Annotated in this window: 13 protein-coding genes; 6 read left to right on the forward strand and 7 right to left on the reverse strand. The window is 63.2% G+C overall.

Annotated elements, in window-relative coordinates:
- Positions 1–81 precede the first annotated feature (81 nt).
- On the forward strand, positions 82–858 hold the full coding sequence (locus tag NK214_RS06285) for a DNA adenine methylase (protein WP_253314086.1): 777 nt from the start codon (positions 82–84) through the stop codon (positions 856–858).
- Positions 859–969: 111 nt separating this feature from the next.
- Here NK214_RS06285 and NK214_RS06290 read toward each other — a convergent pair whose 3' ends face one another.
- Positions 970–1479 (reverse strand): GNAT family N-acetyltransferase, encoded by a 510-nt coding sequence (locus tag NK214_RS06290; RefSeq protein WP_253314010.1) that lies wholly within the window; start codon positions 1477–1479, stop codon positions 970–972.
- A 164-nt stretch (positions 1480–1643) separates the two neighbouring features.
- On the opposite strand from NK214_RS06290, the gene NK214_RS06295 reads away from it, so the two are divergent.
- Together NK214_RS06295 and serS are read left to right on the forward strand one after the other, a co-directional pair.
- A complete protein-coding gene (locus NK214_RS06295; protein ID WP_253314011.1) occupies positions 1644–2960 on the forward strand; it encodes a replication-associated recombination protein A in 1317 nt (438 codons plus the stop codon).
- Between the two features lie 26 nt (positions 2961–2986).
- Complete coding sequence (gene serS, locus NK214_RS06300) at positions 2987–4273, forward strand: serine--tRNA ligase (protein WP_107798636.1); 1287 nt, start codon at positions 2987–2989, stop codon at positions 4271–4273.
- A 57-nt stretch (positions 4274–4330) separates the two neighbouring features.
- On the opposite strand, the gene NK214_RS06305 is transcribed toward serS, so the two are convergent.
- Positions 4331–6826 carry an EAL domain-containing protein gene (locus NK214_RS06305; RefSeq protein ID WP_253314012.1) on the reverse strand — a complete coding sequence of 832 codons (2496 nt, stop codon included), beginning with the start codon at positions 6824–6826 and terminating at the stop codon, positions 4331–4333.
- A gap of 494 nt (positions 6827–7320) precedes the next feature.
- Between NK214_RS06305 and hypF the strand changes: the two genes are divergently transcribed.
- Positions 7321–9618, forward strand: a complete 2298-nt coding sequence (hypF, locus tag NK214_RS06310) for a carbamoyltransferase HypF (protein ID WP_253314013.1) — start codon at positions 7321–7323, stop codon at positions 9616–9618.
- Between the two features lie 60 nt (positions 9619–9678).
- On the opposite strand, the gene rimO is transcribed toward hypF, so the two are convergent.
- Positions 9679–11001 (reverse strand): 30S ribosomal protein S12 methylthiotransferase RimO, encoded by a 1323-nt coding sequence (gene rimO / locus NK214_RS06315; RefSeq protein WP_253314014.1) that lies wholly within the window; start codon positions 10999–11001, stop codon positions 9679–9681.
- Between the two features lie 17 nt (positions 11002–11018).
- Between rimO and NK214_RS06320 the strand changes: the two genes are divergently transcribed.
- Both NK214_RS06320 and NK214_RS06325 read left to right on the forward strand, forming a co-directional pair.
- Positions 11019–12671 carry a recombinase family protein gene (locus tag NK214_RS06320; protein WP_253314015.1) on the forward strand — a complete coding sequence of 551 codons (1653 nt, stop codon included), beginning with the start codon at positions 11019–11021 and terminating at the stop codon, positions 12669–12671.
- A 76-nt stretch (positions 12672–12747) separates the two neighbouring features.
- Positions 12748–13407 (forward strand): hypothetical protein, encoded by a 660-nt coding sequence (locus NK214_RS06325; protein WP_253314016.1) that lies wholly within the window; start codon positions 12748–12750, stop codon positions 13405–13407.
- A gap of 99 nt (positions 13408–13506) precedes the next feature.
- Here NK214_RS06325 and NK214_RS06330 read toward each other — a convergent pair whose 3' ends face one another.
- The 4 genes from NK214_RS06330 to NK214_RS06345 form a co-directional block, all read right to left on the reverse strand.
- The gene (locus tag NK214_RS06330) at positions 13507–14007 is read right to left on the reverse strand and encodes a lysis system i-spanin subunit Rz (protein WP_253314017.1); all 501 of its coding nucleotides are present in this window, start codon (positions 14005–14007) and stop codon (positions 13507–13509) included.
- Between the two features lie 2 nt (positions 14008–14009).
- Positions 14010–14462: a CHAP domain-containing protein gene (locus tag NK214_RS06335; protein WP_253314018.1), complete on the reverse strand. Its 453-nt coding sequence runs from the start codon at positions 14460–14462 to the stop codon at positions 14010–14012.
- 81 nt (positions 14463–14543) lie between these two features.
- On the reverse strand, positions 14544–15455 hold the full coding sequence (locus NK214_RS06340) for a hypothetical protein (protein WP_253314019.1): 912 nt from the start codon (positions 15453–15455) through the stop codon (positions 14544–14546).
- On the reverse strand, positions 15443–16057 hold the full coding sequence (locus NK214_RS06345; RefSeq protein ID WP_253314020.1) for a hypothetical protein: 615 nt from the start codon (positions 16055–16057) through the stop codon (positions 15443–15445). Before NK214_RS06345 ends, NK214_RS06340 begins: the two co-directional genes overlap by 13 nt.

Raw genomic sequence — 16057 nt, forward strand, 5'->3', positions numbered from 1 at the left:
AGTCATCCCAAGGCTGCCTACCGTAGGCCTACGGTGAAACAAGCCTAAACGGGAATTGCATCCGTGGAAAGAACCTTGCAGATGTTACAAATCACAGCTAATCCCATCATTCCCTGGATCGGCGGCAAGCGCCGTCTCGCAAAGCACATTATCCCTCTGTTCCCGGAGCATACCTGCTACGTTGAGCCGTTTTGCGGCGCGGCCGCGCTTTACTTCCTGAAAGAGCCAGCCAAGGTCGAAGTGATCAACGACGTCAACGGAGAACTGGTCAACCTGTACCGTGTAGTGCGCCACCATATGGAAGAGTTCGTTCGGCAATTCAAGTGGTCTTTGACCTCGCGTCAAATCTTCAAGTGGCTGCAAATCACGCCGGAAGAAACGCTGACCGACATCCAGCGTGCGGCCAGGTTCTTCTACCTGCAGAAAATGGCTTTCGGCGGCAAGGTTGATGGCCAGAGTTTTGGCACCGCCACCACCAGTCCGCCCAAGCTCAATCTGCTGCGGCTGGAAGAAGACCTGTCGGCTGCTCATCTTCGCCTCAGTCGTACCTACATCGAAAACCTGGACTGGGCGGATTGCATCAAGAAGTATGATCGTGAGCACACGCTGGTCTACTGCGATCCGCCGTATTGGGGCACAGAAGGCTATGGCGTGGACTTCGGCCTGTACCAGTACCAGCGAATGGCCGAGTTGGCCAGAGCCATCAAGGGCCGCATGATTATCTCGGTCAACGACATCCCAGAAATGCGTCAGACCTTTGACGGGCTGACCATCGAACGGGTGGACATCAGCTACTCCGTTGGCGGAGCCGGTCGCAGCAAGGACAAGAAGGGGGAGTTGATCATCCGTAACTGGTGATCAGTAGTAGAAAGTGATGAGGGGCCTTGTGGCCCCTTTGCTGTCAAAAGTGAAATTCTTTTGCGAATGCTGGAAAATGAGCTCCACCCGGCTTATCGCGCAAAATGGTGCTCAGTTTTCGCGCCGCGCTTCAACCGGCGTGTCCGGAATGAAGTCCAAACTCACCCTCCCCTCCACCGCGAAACCCAGTTTGCCCAGCACGCGCGCGGACCCGGCGTTGTCGGGGTGCACCAGGCCCACCAGCCTATCCAGCGCGTAGACGTCCCGCGCCAGACGCAGACAGGCGCGGCCAGACTCGGTGGCGAGGCCCAGGCCCCAGTACTCGGGCAGAAAGCGATAGCCCAGCTCCACCGCGTCCACCGCCGCCATGTATTTCAGGCCGCTGAAGCCGATCACCTCGCCGCTGTCCTTCCACACGCAGGCCACTCGGCCGAAACCGTGTTTTTCGTAGTCCGCCAGCGGGCCGTCGCGCATCGCTTGCAAAGCCTGTTCGCGCGAGCCGAAGGGCGTATTGCCCACATAGCGGATGGCCTCGGCCACAGTGCCGAGCCGGTAAAAAGCGTCCAGGTCGTTTTCGTCGAAGGGCCGCAGAATCAGGCGGCCGGTATCCATGGCTTGCATTGTTTATCCCCTTTGTTCCCCGTCTCATGACGATGGAAACAATTTGCCAGCAATCCCCCGTCCTCGCCAGGTTTTTTGCGCCGCAACAAATCCGCGCGGCAGCCGCGCCCGGCGGATCAACTGATATACTGTCGCTTTGATTTTCCCCGCCGCAGAACCCCGCCATGAACGATCTGTTTGCCAATGAACCGAAAAAACCGCTGGCTGAAGCGCTGCGTCCCGGCCGCCTCGACGAGGTGATCGGCCAGCGGCACCTGATCGGCCCCGGCAAGCCGCTGCGGCTGGCGGTGGAAGCGAGCACCCCGCACTCGATGATTCTGTGGGGCCCACCCGGCGTAGGCAAAACCACGCTGGCGCGCATACTCGCCGCCAGCTTCGACGCTGAATTCATCCCGCTGTCGGCGGTGTTCTCCGGCGTCAAGGACATCCGCGAGGCGGTGGAGCGCGCGCACGCCGCGCTGCAGCGCTCCGGCCGCCACACCATCTTGTTCGTCGACGAGGTGCACCGCTTCAACAAGAGCCAGCAGGACGCCTTCCTGCCCTTCGTCGAATCCGGCCTGCTGACCTTCATCGGCGCCACGACGGAAAACCCCTCTTTCGAGGTCAATTCCGCGCTCTTGTCCCGCGCCCAGGTCTATGTGCTCAACAGCCTGGACGAAGAAGAGCTGCGCCAGTTGTTCGAACGCGCCGCCGCCAACGGCGCGCTGGAGGGGCTGAGCTTCGACGACGCCGCCATCGACACCCTGACCGGCTACGCCGACGGCGACGCCCGCCGCTTCCTCAACCTGCTGGAACAGACCCGCACCGCCGCCTACGCGCGCAAGAGCGGCCAGATAGACCGCGACTTCCTGTCCGAGGTGCTGACCGTCAACGCGCGCCGCTTCGACAAGGGCGGCGACGACTTCTACGACCAGATCTCCGCGCTGCACAAATCGGTGCGTGGCTCCAATCCAGACGCGGCGCTGTACTGGCTGACGCGGATGCTGGACGGCGGCGCCGACGCGCGCTATCTGGCGCGCCGGCTGGTGCGCATGGCCTGGGAGGACATCGGTCTGGCCGATCCGCGCGCGATGCAGATCGCCAACGACGCCGCCGCCACCTACGAGCGCCTGGGCAGCCCGGAAGGCGAACTTGCGCTGGCTCAAGCCGCGCTGTATTTGGCCGTGGCCGCCAAGAGCAACGCCGGCTACAAGGCGTATAATGAGGCCCGCGCCTTCATCAAGCAGGACAAATCCCGGCCGGTGCCGGTACACTTGCGCAATGCGCCCACTCGGCTGATGAAGGAGTTGGGCTACGGCCACGAATACCGTTACGCCCATGACGAACCCCATGCCTACGCCGCCGGCGAGACCTATCTGCCGGAAGGATTGGAAGACATGCGCTGGTATCAGCCGACTCCGCGCGGACTGGAAAGCAAAATAAGGGACAAGCTGGATTTCCTGCGTCAGCTCGACGACGACGCCCGGCAAGACTCCGAATAAGTGAAAGAAACAGGACCAACCTAACCATGCTCGACATCAATCTGCTTCGCAACGACATCGAAGCCGTCGCCGCCCGTCTGGCCGGCCGCGGCTATACCCTGGACACCGCAGCCTTCAACCAGCTGGAGTCCGAACGCAAATCCCTGCAAACCCGCATGCAGGAACTGCAAGCCAAGCGCAACGCCTCCTCCAAGCAGATCGGCGTGGCCAAGGGCAAGGGCGAAGACGTGTCAGCCATCCTGGCCGAAGTGGCGACGCTGGGCGACGAATTGAAAGCCGCCGAACAAGGTTTCGACGCGGTGCAAAAACAGCTGGACGCCTGGCTAATGTCCATCCCCAACCTGCCGCACGAATCGGTGCCGGCGGGCAAGGACGAAAACGACAATGTGGAAGTGCGCCGCGTGGGCGCGCCGCGCCAGTTCGACTTCGAAGTGAAAGACCATGTCGACGTGGGCGCGCCGCTGGGCCTGGATTTCGACACCGGCGCCAAGCTGTCCGGCGCGCGCTTCACCGTGCTCAAGGGCGACATCGCCCGGCTGCACCGCGCCATCGCCCAGTTCATGCTGAACACCCATACCGGCGATCACGGCTACGTCGAGCACTACACCCCCTACATCGTCAACGACAGCGCGCTGTTGGGCACCGGCCAGCTGCCCAAGTTCGCCGAAGACATGTTCAAGGTGACCAAGGGCGGCGAAGAAGGCAATGTGGACCAGTACCTGATCTCCACCTCGGAAATCACCCTGACCAACACCGTCAGCAACAGCATCCTCAAGGCCGAGGAGCTGCCGCTGAAACTGACCGCGCACTCGCCCTGCTTCCGTTCGGAAGCCGGCAGCTACGGCCGCGACACCCGCGGCATGATCCGCCAGCACCAATTCGACAAGGTGGAGATGGTGCGCATCGAGAAGCCGGAAGACTCCTACGCCGCGCTGGAAGACATGGTCGGCCACGCCGAGAACATCCTCAAGGCGCTGGAACTGCCCTACCGCGTGATCACGCTGTGCACCGGCGACATGGGCTTCGGCGCCGCCAAGACTTACGATCTGGAAGTCTGGCTGCCGGCGCAGAACACCTATCGCGAAATCTCCAGCTGCTCCAACTGCGAGGCCTTCCAGTCCCGCCGCATGATGGCGCGCTACAAGGACGAAAACGGCAAGAACCAGCTGGTGCACACGCTGAACGGCTCCGGCCTGGCGGTGGGCCGCACCCTGGTGGCGGTGCTGGAAAACTACCAGAACGCCGACGGCAGCGTGACCATTCCGGCCGTGCTGCGGCCTTACTTCGGCGGCCGCGACAAGATCGGCGGCTAAGCCCCGGTTGACCCTCCGCCGCAGGAAGACAACGGCGCCCGCCATGGGCGCCGTTTTTCATGCCCGCGCCGCCAACAACGCCTCGAACTCGGCTCGCGGCAGCGGCTTGCTGAACAGATAACCCTGGCCCAAACGGCAGCCCTGCTGCAACAGAAAGTCCCGCTGCGATTCCAGCTCCACCCCCTCGGCCACCAGCTCCAGGCCCAGGCTGCGGCCGATGGAAATGATGGCGCGGGTGATGGCGGCGTCGTCGCCGTCATGGTGCAAATCCATGATGAAGGAGCGGTCTATCTTCAAGCCCTTGACCGGCAGCCGCTTCAAATAGGACAGCGAGGAATAGCCGGTGCCGAAATCGTCGATGGACAGATAGACGCCCAGCTCGCGCAGCCGCTGCAAGGCTTCCACCATGCCGCAGTCCTCGTCCATCGCCACGCTCTCGGTGATTTCCAGCTCCAGTTCGCCGCTATCCAGGCCATGCCGGCGCAGCGTGTGCGCCACCGTGTCGGCGAAGCTGCCGTACTTGAGCTGGCGGCCGGACACATTGACCGCGATCCGCCCCGGGGTCAGGCCCTGTCTCCGCCACAGCGCCCAGTCCCGGCAAGCGGTGTCCAGCACCCATTCGCCCATCGGCACCATCAGCGAGCCGTCCTCGGCGATGGGGATGAACTTGGCCGGCGCCATCAGGCCCAGCTCAGGATGACGCCAACGCAGCAAGGCCTCGGCCCCCACCACCCGCCGCGTGGCCAACTCCACCTTGGGCTGATACCACACCTCCAGTTCCTCTTGGGCCAAGGCGCGGTGCAGGCTGTACTCCAGCTTCAGCCTTTCCATCGCCCGCGCGTTCATGTCCGAGGTGTAGAACTGGAAATTGTTCTTGCCGCGCTCCTTGGCCTGGTACATCGCCGAGTCCGCGTTCACCAACAGGGCGTCCGCGCTGACCCCGTCCTCCGGATACATGCTGATGCCTATGCTGGCCGAGATGAACAGTTCGTGGCCGGTCAGGCCGGACTGCTCGGTGACGCCGTCCAGCAGTTGCTGCGCCAGCGCCGCCACCTGGGTGACCCGTTCCACCGTCGGCAGCAAGAGGATGAACTCGTCGCCGGACAGCCTGGCCACAGTGGAGTGCGGCGGCGCGTGCTGCAACAGCACCGAGGCGATGCGCACCAGCAATTCGTCGCCGGCGTGATGGCCCAGGGTGTCGTTGACCAGCTTGAAACGGTCCAGATCGACGAACAACAAGGCGAACTGGAGCTGGGTCGGCGGCGCCCGCTCTATCGCCTCCTGCAAGCGCTCCAGAAACAGCGTCCGGTTCGGCAAGCCGGTCAGCGCGTCGTGATTGGCCAGAAAATGCAGCCGCTCCTCGGACTGCTTGCGCTGGGTGATGTCGGAGAACACCGCCACGTAATGCAGGCATTCGCCGTCCGCGTCGCGGATGGCGGTAATGCTCAGATGCTCGGTGTACAGCAAGCCGCCCTTGCGGCGGTTGACCACCTCGCCTTGCCAGACTCCGCTCTCTTTCAGGCTTTGCCACAGCTTCTGGTAGAAATCCGCCGGCTGTCGGCCGGACTTGAGCAAGGCGGGCGTGCGGCCCAGCGCCTCCTGGCTGCTGTAGCCGGTGATGCGGCTGAACGCCGGGTTCACCATCTGGATCACCCCGTTGCCGTCGGTGATCAGAATGCCTTCCAGCGTCGATTCGAACACCTTGTCCGCCAGCAACAAGCTGCGCCGCGAATGCAGCAGCGCGTCGTCTCGCTCGCGCAAGGCGGAGTGCAATTCCTGCAGAAACTCCTGCTCCACCATCTGGATGATGTCGCGAAAACCCAGCAGCTGCAGCAGAACGCCGTCGGCGTCGTACACCGCCAGATGACGGATCTTGTGCTGCAGGATCAACTGCCTGGCCTGCAGCAGGCTGCTGCCGTCGCGCACGCCCAACAGCGGCCAGGAGCAGGCTTCGGCCAAGGTCGCCGGCGCGCGCCCCTCGGCCAGCAGCCGCAATAGGTCGCGCAGGGTCAGGATGCCGTAGTCGCCGTTATCGAAGCGCACCGCCAAGGCGGTGGCGCCCTGCAGCCGCATCAGGGCCAGCGCTTGCTCCGGCGAGTCCGCCGCCCCCAGCTGGCACAAGGGCGCCGCGCGGTCCGCCACCACCCGCCGCACGCCCAGAAAGGATTCGCTGCCCTGACTCAATACGATATCGGTCAGCGACACCACGCCGCACGGCTTGCCGGCCTGTTCCACCAGCGCATGCCGGATGCCGCGCTCGCGGAATAGCGCCACCGCCTCGCTCACCGGCAGGTCATGCGGCAGCACCACCAAGGGCGCGCTCATCGCGCCGCCCACCGGCCGCATGCCGGCCGCGCCGTCCAGCCGGTCCAGCGCCAGCGCGTCGGCCTCGGTCCAAATCCCCAGCGGCCGTCCCGCCTCATCCTGCACCACGATGGAGCCGCAGCCCGCCAGCAACATGCGCCGCGCCGCTTCCGCCAGCGGCGTATCCGCCGCGCACGCCAGGATGTCAGGGCTAGAGATTTCTTTTATACACTGTTTTAAGTAATACATTAACAATCCAAGCCGGGCTGTTCACGTAAAAATTCCAAATGGCATTATAACGATGCAAACCGCCGTCATGTAGTCGGATTGCAACAGCCCCGCCCCGCAGCGGCGTCGAGACCCGAGATCTCCGCTCCGCTCCCGCCCCGCTCTGCCGCAGCGCATTCCCTTTGCATTCAGTAAATCGTCAAATACTCATATACATGATCTAGGACAAAGCGCGAGACCGGGGAGCGCTGCTAGGCTGGCAACAGAATCGGCGAATTTAAATTCGCCAAAGAAATGACAAAGGTATTGCGCAGTGCAGCAAAACCTCTAAGAGCCTGTTGACGATCCCTCAAGCCGGAGCGGGACCAGGCGTTGCGGCGGAGACAGCGGAATGCATGCTTAGCACATCGGCATCCCCAACGCAGCACTCACCGCGCAGCGGATCGTGAACGGCCTCTCGGACTGGCGGCATTGCGCATGACCTGCCCTACCACCCACACAGCGACACAAGCACCATGAGCCAACAACGCATCCACCTATCGGTTCAGGGCCGGGTTCAAGGCGTCGGCTTCCGTCCCTTCATCTGGCGCACGGCCAGCGAATGCGGCCTCACCGGCTTTGTCCGCAACAGCGGCGAAGGCGTGACGCTGGAACTGCAGGGCGAACCGCAGGCGCTGAGCGCCTTCCGGCAAGCGCTGCGAACCCGGCTGCCGCCGCTGGCGCACATCGACGCGCTGCAAGAACGCGACATCCCGCTGCGCGACGCCGAACAACGCTTTCAAATAGAAGAAAGCAGCGGCGCGGTCACTCACGCCCGGCTGCCGGCCGACGTGGCCACCTGTCCGCGCTGCGTGGAGGAGTTGTTCACCCCCGGCGACCGCCGCTACCGCTTTCCCTTCATCAACTGCACCGATTGCGGGCCGCGCTACACCGTCACCCACCGGCTGCCTTACGACCGCGCCAACACCAGCATGCTGGCCTTTCCGCTGTGCCCGGTCTGCCGCCAGGAATACCTGGACCCGAACAGCCGCCGCTTTCACGCCGAGCCCACCGCCTGCCCGGTGTGCGGCCCCAAGCTGCAACTGACCGACCGCTTCGGCCAAAGCCTGAACGGCGACCCCATCGTCGGCGCGGTGCAAATCCTCAATATGGGCCGCAGCATCGCGATGAAAGGCCTGGGCGGCTTCCATCTGGTCTGCGACGCGGCCAGCCCGGCGGCGGTGTCGCGGCTGCGCCAACTCAAGCATCGCCCCGGCAAGCCGCTGGCCATCATGGCCTTGAACGTGGAATCCATCCGCGCGCTCTGCCACGTCAGCGAGGAAGAAGCCGCCTGGCTGCAGCGCCCGGAACGCCCCATCGTGCTGTTGAACAAGAAGCCCGAAGCCGACCAGCTGCTGCCGGACATCGCCCCCGGCCTGTCAGCGCTGGGCGTGATGCTGCCCTACACCCCGCTGCAATGGCTGCTGTTCCACGAAGCGCTGGGCCGCCCGGGCGGCGCCAGCTGGCTGCGCCAGCCCTGCTCGCGGCTGTGGGTGATGAGCAGCGCCAATCTGTCCGGCGAGCCCATCGTCACCGGCAACCAGGAAGCGCGCGAACGGCTGAACCAGGTCGCCGACGTCTTCCTGCTGCACAACCGCGCCATCGTCACCCGTTGCGACGACAGCGTGGTGTCGCTGGAACGGCGCCGGCCGCTGCTGTTCCGCCGCGCGCGCGGCTTCGTGCCGGACCCGGTGCCGCTGGCGCTGGACGGCCCGCCGGTGCTGGCGCTGGGCGCCTATATGAAGGCCACCGCCACCGTGCTGCGCGGCAAGGACGCCTTCGTGTCGCAATACATCGGCGCGCTCAACCATCCGCTGACCTGCGAGGCGCTGCAGCAGGCGGCCGACCATCTGCTCGACCTCACCGGCGTCACCCCGCAGGCGGTGGCCTGCGATCTGGAAACCGGCACCTACTCCAGCCTGTTGGCCGAACACCTGTCCAAGCAATGGGAGGTGCCGCTGATCCGGGTTCAGCACCATCACGCCCACCTGGGCGCGGTGCTGGCCGAACACGGCGTGACCGAGCCGGCGCTGGGCCTGGCGCTGGACGGCTACGGCCTGGGCCACAACAACGGCGCCTGGGGCGGTGAAATGATGCTGGTGGACGGCGACAGCTGCGAGCGCATCGGCCACATCTCGCCGCTGCCGCTGCCGCTGCCCGGCGTGGGCCGCAGCCGGCTGCCGCCGTGGAAGCTGGCCGTGGCCTTGTGGCAAACCCTGGAACTGGGACCGCTGCCGCCGCGGCTGGCGGCCCAGCCCGGCGCCCAGCAATTGGAGAAGCAGCTCGCCATCCGCCGCGACTGCCAGGACAGCACCAGCCTGGGCCGCTGGTTCGGCGCCATCGCCGGCCTGACCCGCCAATGCGGGGTGGAAACCTTCGAAAGCGAAGCCGCGCAAAGACTGGAGGCTCAGGCCGGACCGGCCGAGCCGCTGGCCGGCGGCTGGCGCACCCGCGCCAATCTGCTGGACCTGACGCCGCTGGCGCGCCATCTTTGCGGGCTGGACGACGACCAGGCCATCGCCAGCCTGTGGCACGCCACGCTGGCCGCCGCGCTGGCGGACTGGGCGATCAAGGCGGCGCGCACCACCGGCACCCGCATCGTGGCGCTGGCCGGCGGCTGCTGCGGCAATCGCCAGTTGATGGCGCAACTGCTGCCGCTGCTGGAGCAGGCCGGCCTGCGTCCGCTGACCGCGGAGCAGCTGCCGCCCAACGACGGCGGTCTGAGCCTGGGCCAGGCCTGGGTGGCGCGCCAGCGCCTGCTGCGCCGGAGCTGAAATGAAAACGGCGCGTCGCCAGAAAGCGACGCGCCGCGTGGATCGGCTCTTGTCGGCGGATCAGGACGACAGGCGCTCGCCCCACAGATCATGCTCGCTGCAATCGACGATCTTCACCGAATAGAACTCGCCCGCGCGCATGCCGGCGGCGTCCTCGACGAACACCAGGCCATCGATCTCCGGCGCGTCCGCGTAGCTGCGGCAAATCGCCGTGCCTTCGTCGTCGATCTCGTCCACCAGCACCTGCATGGTCTGGCCGACGCGGCGCTCCAGGCGACGGGCGCTGATCTCTTCCTGCACCGCCATGAAACGCTCTTTGCGCGCCTCCTTCACCGCTTCCGGCACCGGGTTCGGCAAATCGTTGGCCGTGGCGCCTTCCACCGGCGAATAGGTGAAACAGCCTACGCGGTCCAGTTCCGCCTCGCGGATAAAGCTCAGCAATTCTTCGAAGTCTTCCTCGGTCTCGCCGGGGAAACCGACGATGAAGGTGGAGCGGATCACCAGTTCCGGACAGATCTCGCGCCATTTCTTGATGCGCGCCAGCACATTGTCGCTATTGGCCGGACGCTTCATCAGCTTCAGCACCTTCTGGCTGGCGTGCTGGAACGGGATATCCAGATAGGGCAGGATCTTTCCGTCGCGCATCAGCGGAACCACCTCGTCCACATGCGGATACGGGTAGACGTAATGCAGACGCACCCAAATGCCGTGGCGGCCCAGTTCCTCGCACAGCTCGGTCATCCGGGTCTTCACCGGACGGCCGTTGTGGAAGCCCAGCTTGTACTTGGTGTCCACGCCGTAAGCCGAGGTGTCCTGCGAGATCACCAGGATTTCCTTGACCCCGGCCTTGGCCAGGTTCTCCGCTTCGCGCAGCACATCGTGAATCGGCCGGCTTTCCAGATCCCCGCGCATGGACGGGATGATGCAGAAGGTGCAGCGATGGTTGCAGCCTTCGGAAATCTTCAGATAGGCGTAATGCTTGGGCGTCAGCCGCACGCCGATGTCCGGCACCAGATCGACGAAGGGATCGTGAGGCTTGGGCAGGTGCGCGTGCACCGCGCTCATCACCTCGTCGGTGGCGTGCGGGCCGGTCACGGCCAAGACCGACGGATGCGCGTCGCGCACCACATCGCCCTTGGCCCCCAGACAGCCGGTGACGATGACCTTGCCGTTCTCGTTCAGGGCTTCGCCGATCGCGTCCAGGGACTCGGCCACGGCGGAATCGATGAAGCCGCAGGTGTTGACCACCACCAGGTCGGCGCCGGCGTAACTGCCGGAAATATCGTAGCCTTCGGCGCGAAGGCGGGTCAGGATCTGCTCGGAGTCGCTGGAGGCTTTGGGACACCCTAGCGACACCATTCCTATACGCGGAATCTTGCTCATAGTAAAATCACGGAACTATGGAAAACCCGAGAGTATACAGCTATTTACGCTTTAGCGACCCGCGACAATCAGACGGATCGAGTGCAGACCGGCAGATTCAGTACGCCTCGCGCTGGGCGGCGGAACACAACCTACACCTGGACGAACGCCTGAGCCTGCGCGATGAGGGGCTGAGCGCGTATCACCAGCGGCACGTCAAACAAGGTGCTCTCGGGGCGTTTCTAGCAGCCGTCGACGGCGGCCAGATTGCACCGGGCTCCGTTCTGATCGTAGAGGGACTGGACCGCCTGAGCCGCGCAGAGCCGATCCAAGCACAGGCGCAGCTGGCGCAAATCATCAACGCCGGCATCACCGTGGTAACGGCCAGCGACGGCAAGGAATACAACCGGGCACAGCTTAAGTCCAATCCGATGGACCTGGTATACAGCTTGCTGGTCATGATCCGGGCACACGAGGAGAGCGACACCAAGTCCAAACGCGTAAAGGCCGCGATCCTGCGGCAGATAAAGGGATGGCAGAACGGCACTTTTCGCGGGCGCATCGTGAACGGTAAAGACCCGCAGTGGCTCCGCTGGATAGGTGACGGATGGGAAGTCATCGAAGAGCGAGCAGCGGCGTATCGCATCGCACTGGACATGTATAAGAAAGGGCACGGCTCCAAGCCCACGCTAGAGCACCTGGCGGCGCTCGGGCTGAAACTGGTCGATGGCGGACTGCCGCACACGTCCAACTTCTACCGCATCATCCGCAGCCCCGCACTATACGGCGCCAGGCAGATGGAACTAGACGGGCAGACCTACCTGCTGGACGGCTATTACCCGCCCCTAATCACCAAGGCCGAGTACGACGAGATACAAGCCATTGTCGGAGATAGGGTCAAGGTCGGCGCGCCCCCCGTCTATCAAAGCATTATCACCGGCATGGCAATCACGCGCTGCGGTTATTGCGGCAGCGCCCTAGTAGGCCAGAACCTGAGCACCCGCAAAAAGCGGGACGACGGCATGCCACACAACGGCCACCGTCGCTTGCATTGCTGCGCGCACGGCCGCCTTGGCACCCGCGCCTGCCCGGTACAGGGCAGCTGCTCGGTGGTGCCGGTGGAAAACGCGATCATGGAATTCTGCAGCGACCAGCTCAACCTGTCGGCCCTGCTGGACAATAGCGACCAGACCACCCCTCTGCGCCAAAAACTGGCCAGCGCGCGCGCCGAAACCGAAGCCCTGGAAGCGCAGCTGGAGACGATCACCAACGCACTGTTGGAAGCGGGCAGCAGCGCGGCGCCGCGCACGTTCCTGAAAAAAGCCAGCGAGTTGGAAGCAAGCCTGGACAAAAACCGCCAGCAGTGCGCAACGCTGGAATACGAACTGACGCAAGCCACCCAGCGTCAGATGCAGCCCGCCGCGGCCGAGCAATGGGCAGCACTGGTGGATGGCGTGAAGGCGCTAGACAACACGGCGCGGCTGACCGCCAAGAAGCTGGTGGCCGACACGTTTGAGCGTATCATTGTCTATACCAACGGCATCCGCCCGGGCAACGGCCGCGCCAAGTCGAACAAGGCACCGCCCATCGACATCGTGCTGATACCGAAGGGCGGCGCGCCGCGCACGCTGCGCATCAACCGCACGACAGGACAATGGCTTGCCGGCGAGGATGCCACCACAGCGGAATGAGTCAACTGACAGGACACAAGTTTTTACCTTGCAATTTTTGAATTTGCGCCAAGCCAACCTAATTGCAGAATAGATAATGGAATCACACAACTGGACAACATTAGTTTTATCGAGCGCACTGGTTAGCGCATGCGTAAATATAGCATGGAGCGCCACCGCGAAATTCCTTGACCATAAAAAAGAAAGCAAAAAAGAAAAACACACAAGATCGCACACTTATCTAAACATCGCAAACGACCTAGAGTTATTTGCAAAATCGTGCGACGAACAGTTACATATGATCTTCATTGGACTCAAAGAGCGCCAAGAGTTTCACGATGAGCGCAAGCTAGACTCCATAAAGAATATTGAGTTCAACTTCCCATCAACCCCGGAATGGAAGGACCTACCTGTCTCGTTTGTCGCAGAGATAAAATCACTTCCAGAAAAATACCACTCATCTGAAAAGTGGATCATTGAACAATGGAACACTTGGGCGGATGTCGAAGAAACATATAAATTTGAGGAGGAAAGACTGGCATTTTATGGCCTAGCTGCCTGCAATGCGGCAACCAAAATCAAGACAAAAGAACTTAAGATCAAAAATGGAGACACGGATGAATACAAAGAACATTTCGTCGCGATAATAGAAGATCGAAGAAACTTGTTTATAGCCAAAAATGGCGACGCCGACTTAATCCCCGAATTAAACAACAAGTTCAACCTTGACAACATCGCGCCAAGGACGCCCCGATAAACTCTCCCCAAACCCACAGCCAAAACCATGGGCCTTGAACATACATCAATGCAAACCAATGGCGACAACCACCACTTACTACTCCACCCACCCAGAGGGCTATAGCCGTTTCCCCAAACCCCCAACCCGATCCACACAGCGATTGAGTTCTACAGCTACTGCATCGGCTTCAGCTGCGAGCCCGACAAGAAATCCTGCAGCCTCGACAGAAAGTTCGGCGCGTGGCGCTGGATCTGCGGAGCCTCCGGCGCCATAGGTTGCAGATCCTGCAGGTGAGCAGCTGGCAGCCTTGACGGGGACTGACAGCCGGCGACGGCCAGCAACAGCATCAGCAAGCAGGCGGTTTTTCTCGGCTTCAACATGACGCAATGACTCCTGGTAGTTTGTTTCTGCGGCCAGCAGCTGGCTGGCCGCCTTGGCCTCTTGCCGGCGCAACCGCTGCTGCAGGTCGTTGAAGGTGGCGCTATCGTTCCGCTCGCGGGTGGCGTCGGCCAGCCTCCAGGCCGCAGTCACCACATCCTTGCCTTGGTGGTAGGCCCACCAGTGCGAACCCACCAGCAGCCCGAGCAGTACCAGCCACGGAATGGCTTTTCTCCACATGGTCAGATCCTCAGATAGCCGCGGATGGTTTTCGGATCACGGACACGGCGCGCCACGGCGTAGCCCTCGCGGCTGCCATCGGCATTGGTGTTGCCCTCGACGGTTTGTATGCGGCCATCCGGCAGCACGGCTTCGACAAAGCCGGTATGCCCCTGCCCCTTGCCGAAATCCATGACGAACACGTCTCCCGGCGCCGGCCTGGTCACACGCAATGCCGAGCGCTCATTCCACTGGCGCAACACGCCGGCCGTCTGCAGCAGCGGGTTAGCCTGGTGCAGATCCGCGCAGACCTTCGCCGCACACCAATACACAAAGGCCATGCACCAGGCGTAACCCGGACCGAGCTTCACCGCCTTGAGGTATTCGCGAACGCGCGGGCCGTCATTGCTGCCGCGCGGCTGCTCTTCGACACCCAGCTGAGTAACAGCCACTTTCAATGCTTCATTGCCAATCATGTTGACCCCCAGAAATGGCACAGCCCCGCACTCGGCGGGGCTGGTTATTTTTTCATCAGCACATACAGCACCAGCGTCCAACTAGCCGGCAGCACTGTCATTCACAGGGTTATCCACCGTTCCTGCGGATGGCGACGGAGCCGCATCCTTGGCACCCAGCCGAATGGAAATCAGGCGCTTAATCCAGGCCACATCCTTCAGCAGCGCCAGCACCGCCTCCAGCAGCGGCACGATCACGCAAGCGCACACCGTGCCGGCCACCCCCACACCGCCCGCGCCGAGTTTCGGCCACACCTCCACCGCCAGCTGGCCACCATAGAAGGCTGCAAGGAACGCCCCGAGCACCAGGACAACCTTGTCCACCAGCGGCCTGCCACGCAGCTGCACCCACAGCAGCAGGCTGCCGGCAAACGCACCGATGAAGGCAGGGAAATGCACCCCCGCCGCCTTGCCACCAGCCGCCCCCGCTGAGGATGCCAGGGCGCTGGCGCTCAGCCCGGACAGCACTGCAGCGACAGCTACCCCGGCCAGATTACGGAAGGCAAAAAATGCCAGAGCACTGGCCAGCAGCGCCCCCAGGAACAGCCATGCCTTGCGTTTAACGGTTACTGCCATACCACCCCCAAATGAAAAACCCCGGCGTTCGGCCGGGGTTGGTTCGCCCTCATCGGGCTCGATTGATTTTTCGCAGTGGCCTGGGTCGATCCAGTCCAGCAGGCGGCACAGGATGCACCAGTGCCAGCGCCCTGCCCGCGCCCCCTTGGCCGCGCGGCTACTGACGGTTTCATCCTCGCTGCCACCTATGGCGGCATTGGCCGCCTGATCCAGCGCCACCGCCACCCGCACTGCCCGCTGACTACAAGCCAAGGCGGCCAGCAGCCCCCAGCCAACAGAAAAAAGGCCGGCAACAACGCCGGCCAACAGGATGAGCAGCAACTTCAGCCGTGGAGCCAACACGCCCCACGTCCACTTGAGCAACATCAAGCCGGCCATTGGATCGCCTCCAGTTGCTCGGCCGCGTCCGGTGCCTGCAGGTCGACCGCCATCAGCCGGTCTTCCAGCGCCTGCCGCTGGCCGATAGTAGCCCCGGAGGCCGCAGCGTAGGCCGCCTCCTTGGCGCGCACCCGTGCGGCCAGATCGGCTATGGTCAATGCACGGGCAGCCGCGATGACGGTCAGCAGAGGCGCAGCAGCACTCGGATCAAAGGACAGCGCCTCAGCCTCGCGGGTTTGCTGTGCCCAGCTCTGCACCTCGCCATCCGGGTAACTGGAAGACAGGGCGTTCAACAGTTGGGCAGCGGTGGCATTGATGACGGCCAATTGGCGAGCGCGCAGAGCGAGCAGATGCTGCGCCGCAGCTCCTTCATCCAGAATCCATCCAGCACCGCCCCAACGGTGATAAGACGACGGCGGCACCGACAGCACGGGCAAGCCGGTATCCACATTAATCACAATCACCGCCCCCTCGGGGCGCGGCGTTAACGCCAGGGCTTGATACAGGTCGCGGTCCAGCGCGATGGCATCATTAGGGATGTCCGAATTAAAGTCGGAGTTATAAAACCCGCCGGTCGATGCAGCAAAGTAGTAGTCGGCCAT

It is taken from the genome of Chromobacterium sp. S0633 (assembly GCF_024158805.1).
GTDB lineage: Bacteria > Pseudomonadota > Gammaproteobacteria > Burkholderiales > Chromobacteriaceae > Chromobacterium.

Bases quoted from the DNA above. Each gene is read 5' to 3' on its own strand.
- NK214_RS06285 (WP_253314086.1), top strand. From the start codon at position 82: ATGTTACAAATCACAGCTAATCCCATCATTCCCTGGATCGGCGGCAAG.
- NK214_RS06290 (WP_253314010.1), bottom strand. From the start codon at position 1,479: ATGCAAGCCATGGATACCGGCCGCCTGATTCTGCGGCCCTTCGACGAA.
- NK214_RS06295 (WP_253314011.1), top strand. From the start codon at position 1,644: ATGAACGATCTGTTTGCCAATGAACCGAAAAAACCGCTGGCTGAAGCG.
- serS (WP_107798636.1), top strand. From the start codon at position 2,987: ATGCTCGACATCAATCTGCTTCGCAACGACATCGAAGCCGTCGCCGCC.
- NK214_RS06305 (WP_253314012.1), bottom strand. From the start codon at position 6,826: ATGTATTACTTAAAACAGTGTATAAAAGAAATCTCTAGCCCTGACATC.
- hypF (WP_253314013.1), top strand. From the start codon at position 7,321: ATGAGCCAACAACGCATCCACCTATCGGTTCAGGGCCGGGTTCAAGGC.
- rimO (WP_253314014.1), bottom strand. From the start codon at position 11,001: ATGAGCAAGATTCCGCGTATAGGAATGGTGTCGCTAGGGTGTCCCAAA.
- NK214_RS06320 (WP_253314015.1), top strand. From the start codon at position 11,019: ATGGAAAACCCGAGAGTATACAGCTATTTACGCTTTAGCGACCCGCGA.
- NK214_RS06325 (WP_253314016.1), top strand. From the start codon at position 12,748: ATGGAATCACACAACTGGACAACATTAGTTTTATCGAGCGCACTGGTT.
- NK214_RS06330 (WP_253314017.1), bottom strand. From the start codon at position 14,007: ATGTGGAGAAAAGCCATTCCGTGGCTGGTACTGCTCGGGCTGCTGGTG.
- NK214_RS06335 (WP_253314018.1), bottom strand. From the start codon at position 14,462: ATGATTGGCAATGAAGCATTGAAAGTGGCTGTTACTCAGCTGGGTGTC.
- NK214_RS06340 (WP_253314019.1), bottom strand. From the start codon at position 15,455: ATGGCCGGCTTGATGTTGCTCAAGTGGACGTGGGGCGTGTTGGCTCCA.
- NK214_RS06345 (WP_253314020.1), bottom strand. From the start codon at position 16,057: ATGGCCGACTACTACTTTGCTGCATCGACCGGCGGGTTTTATAACTCC.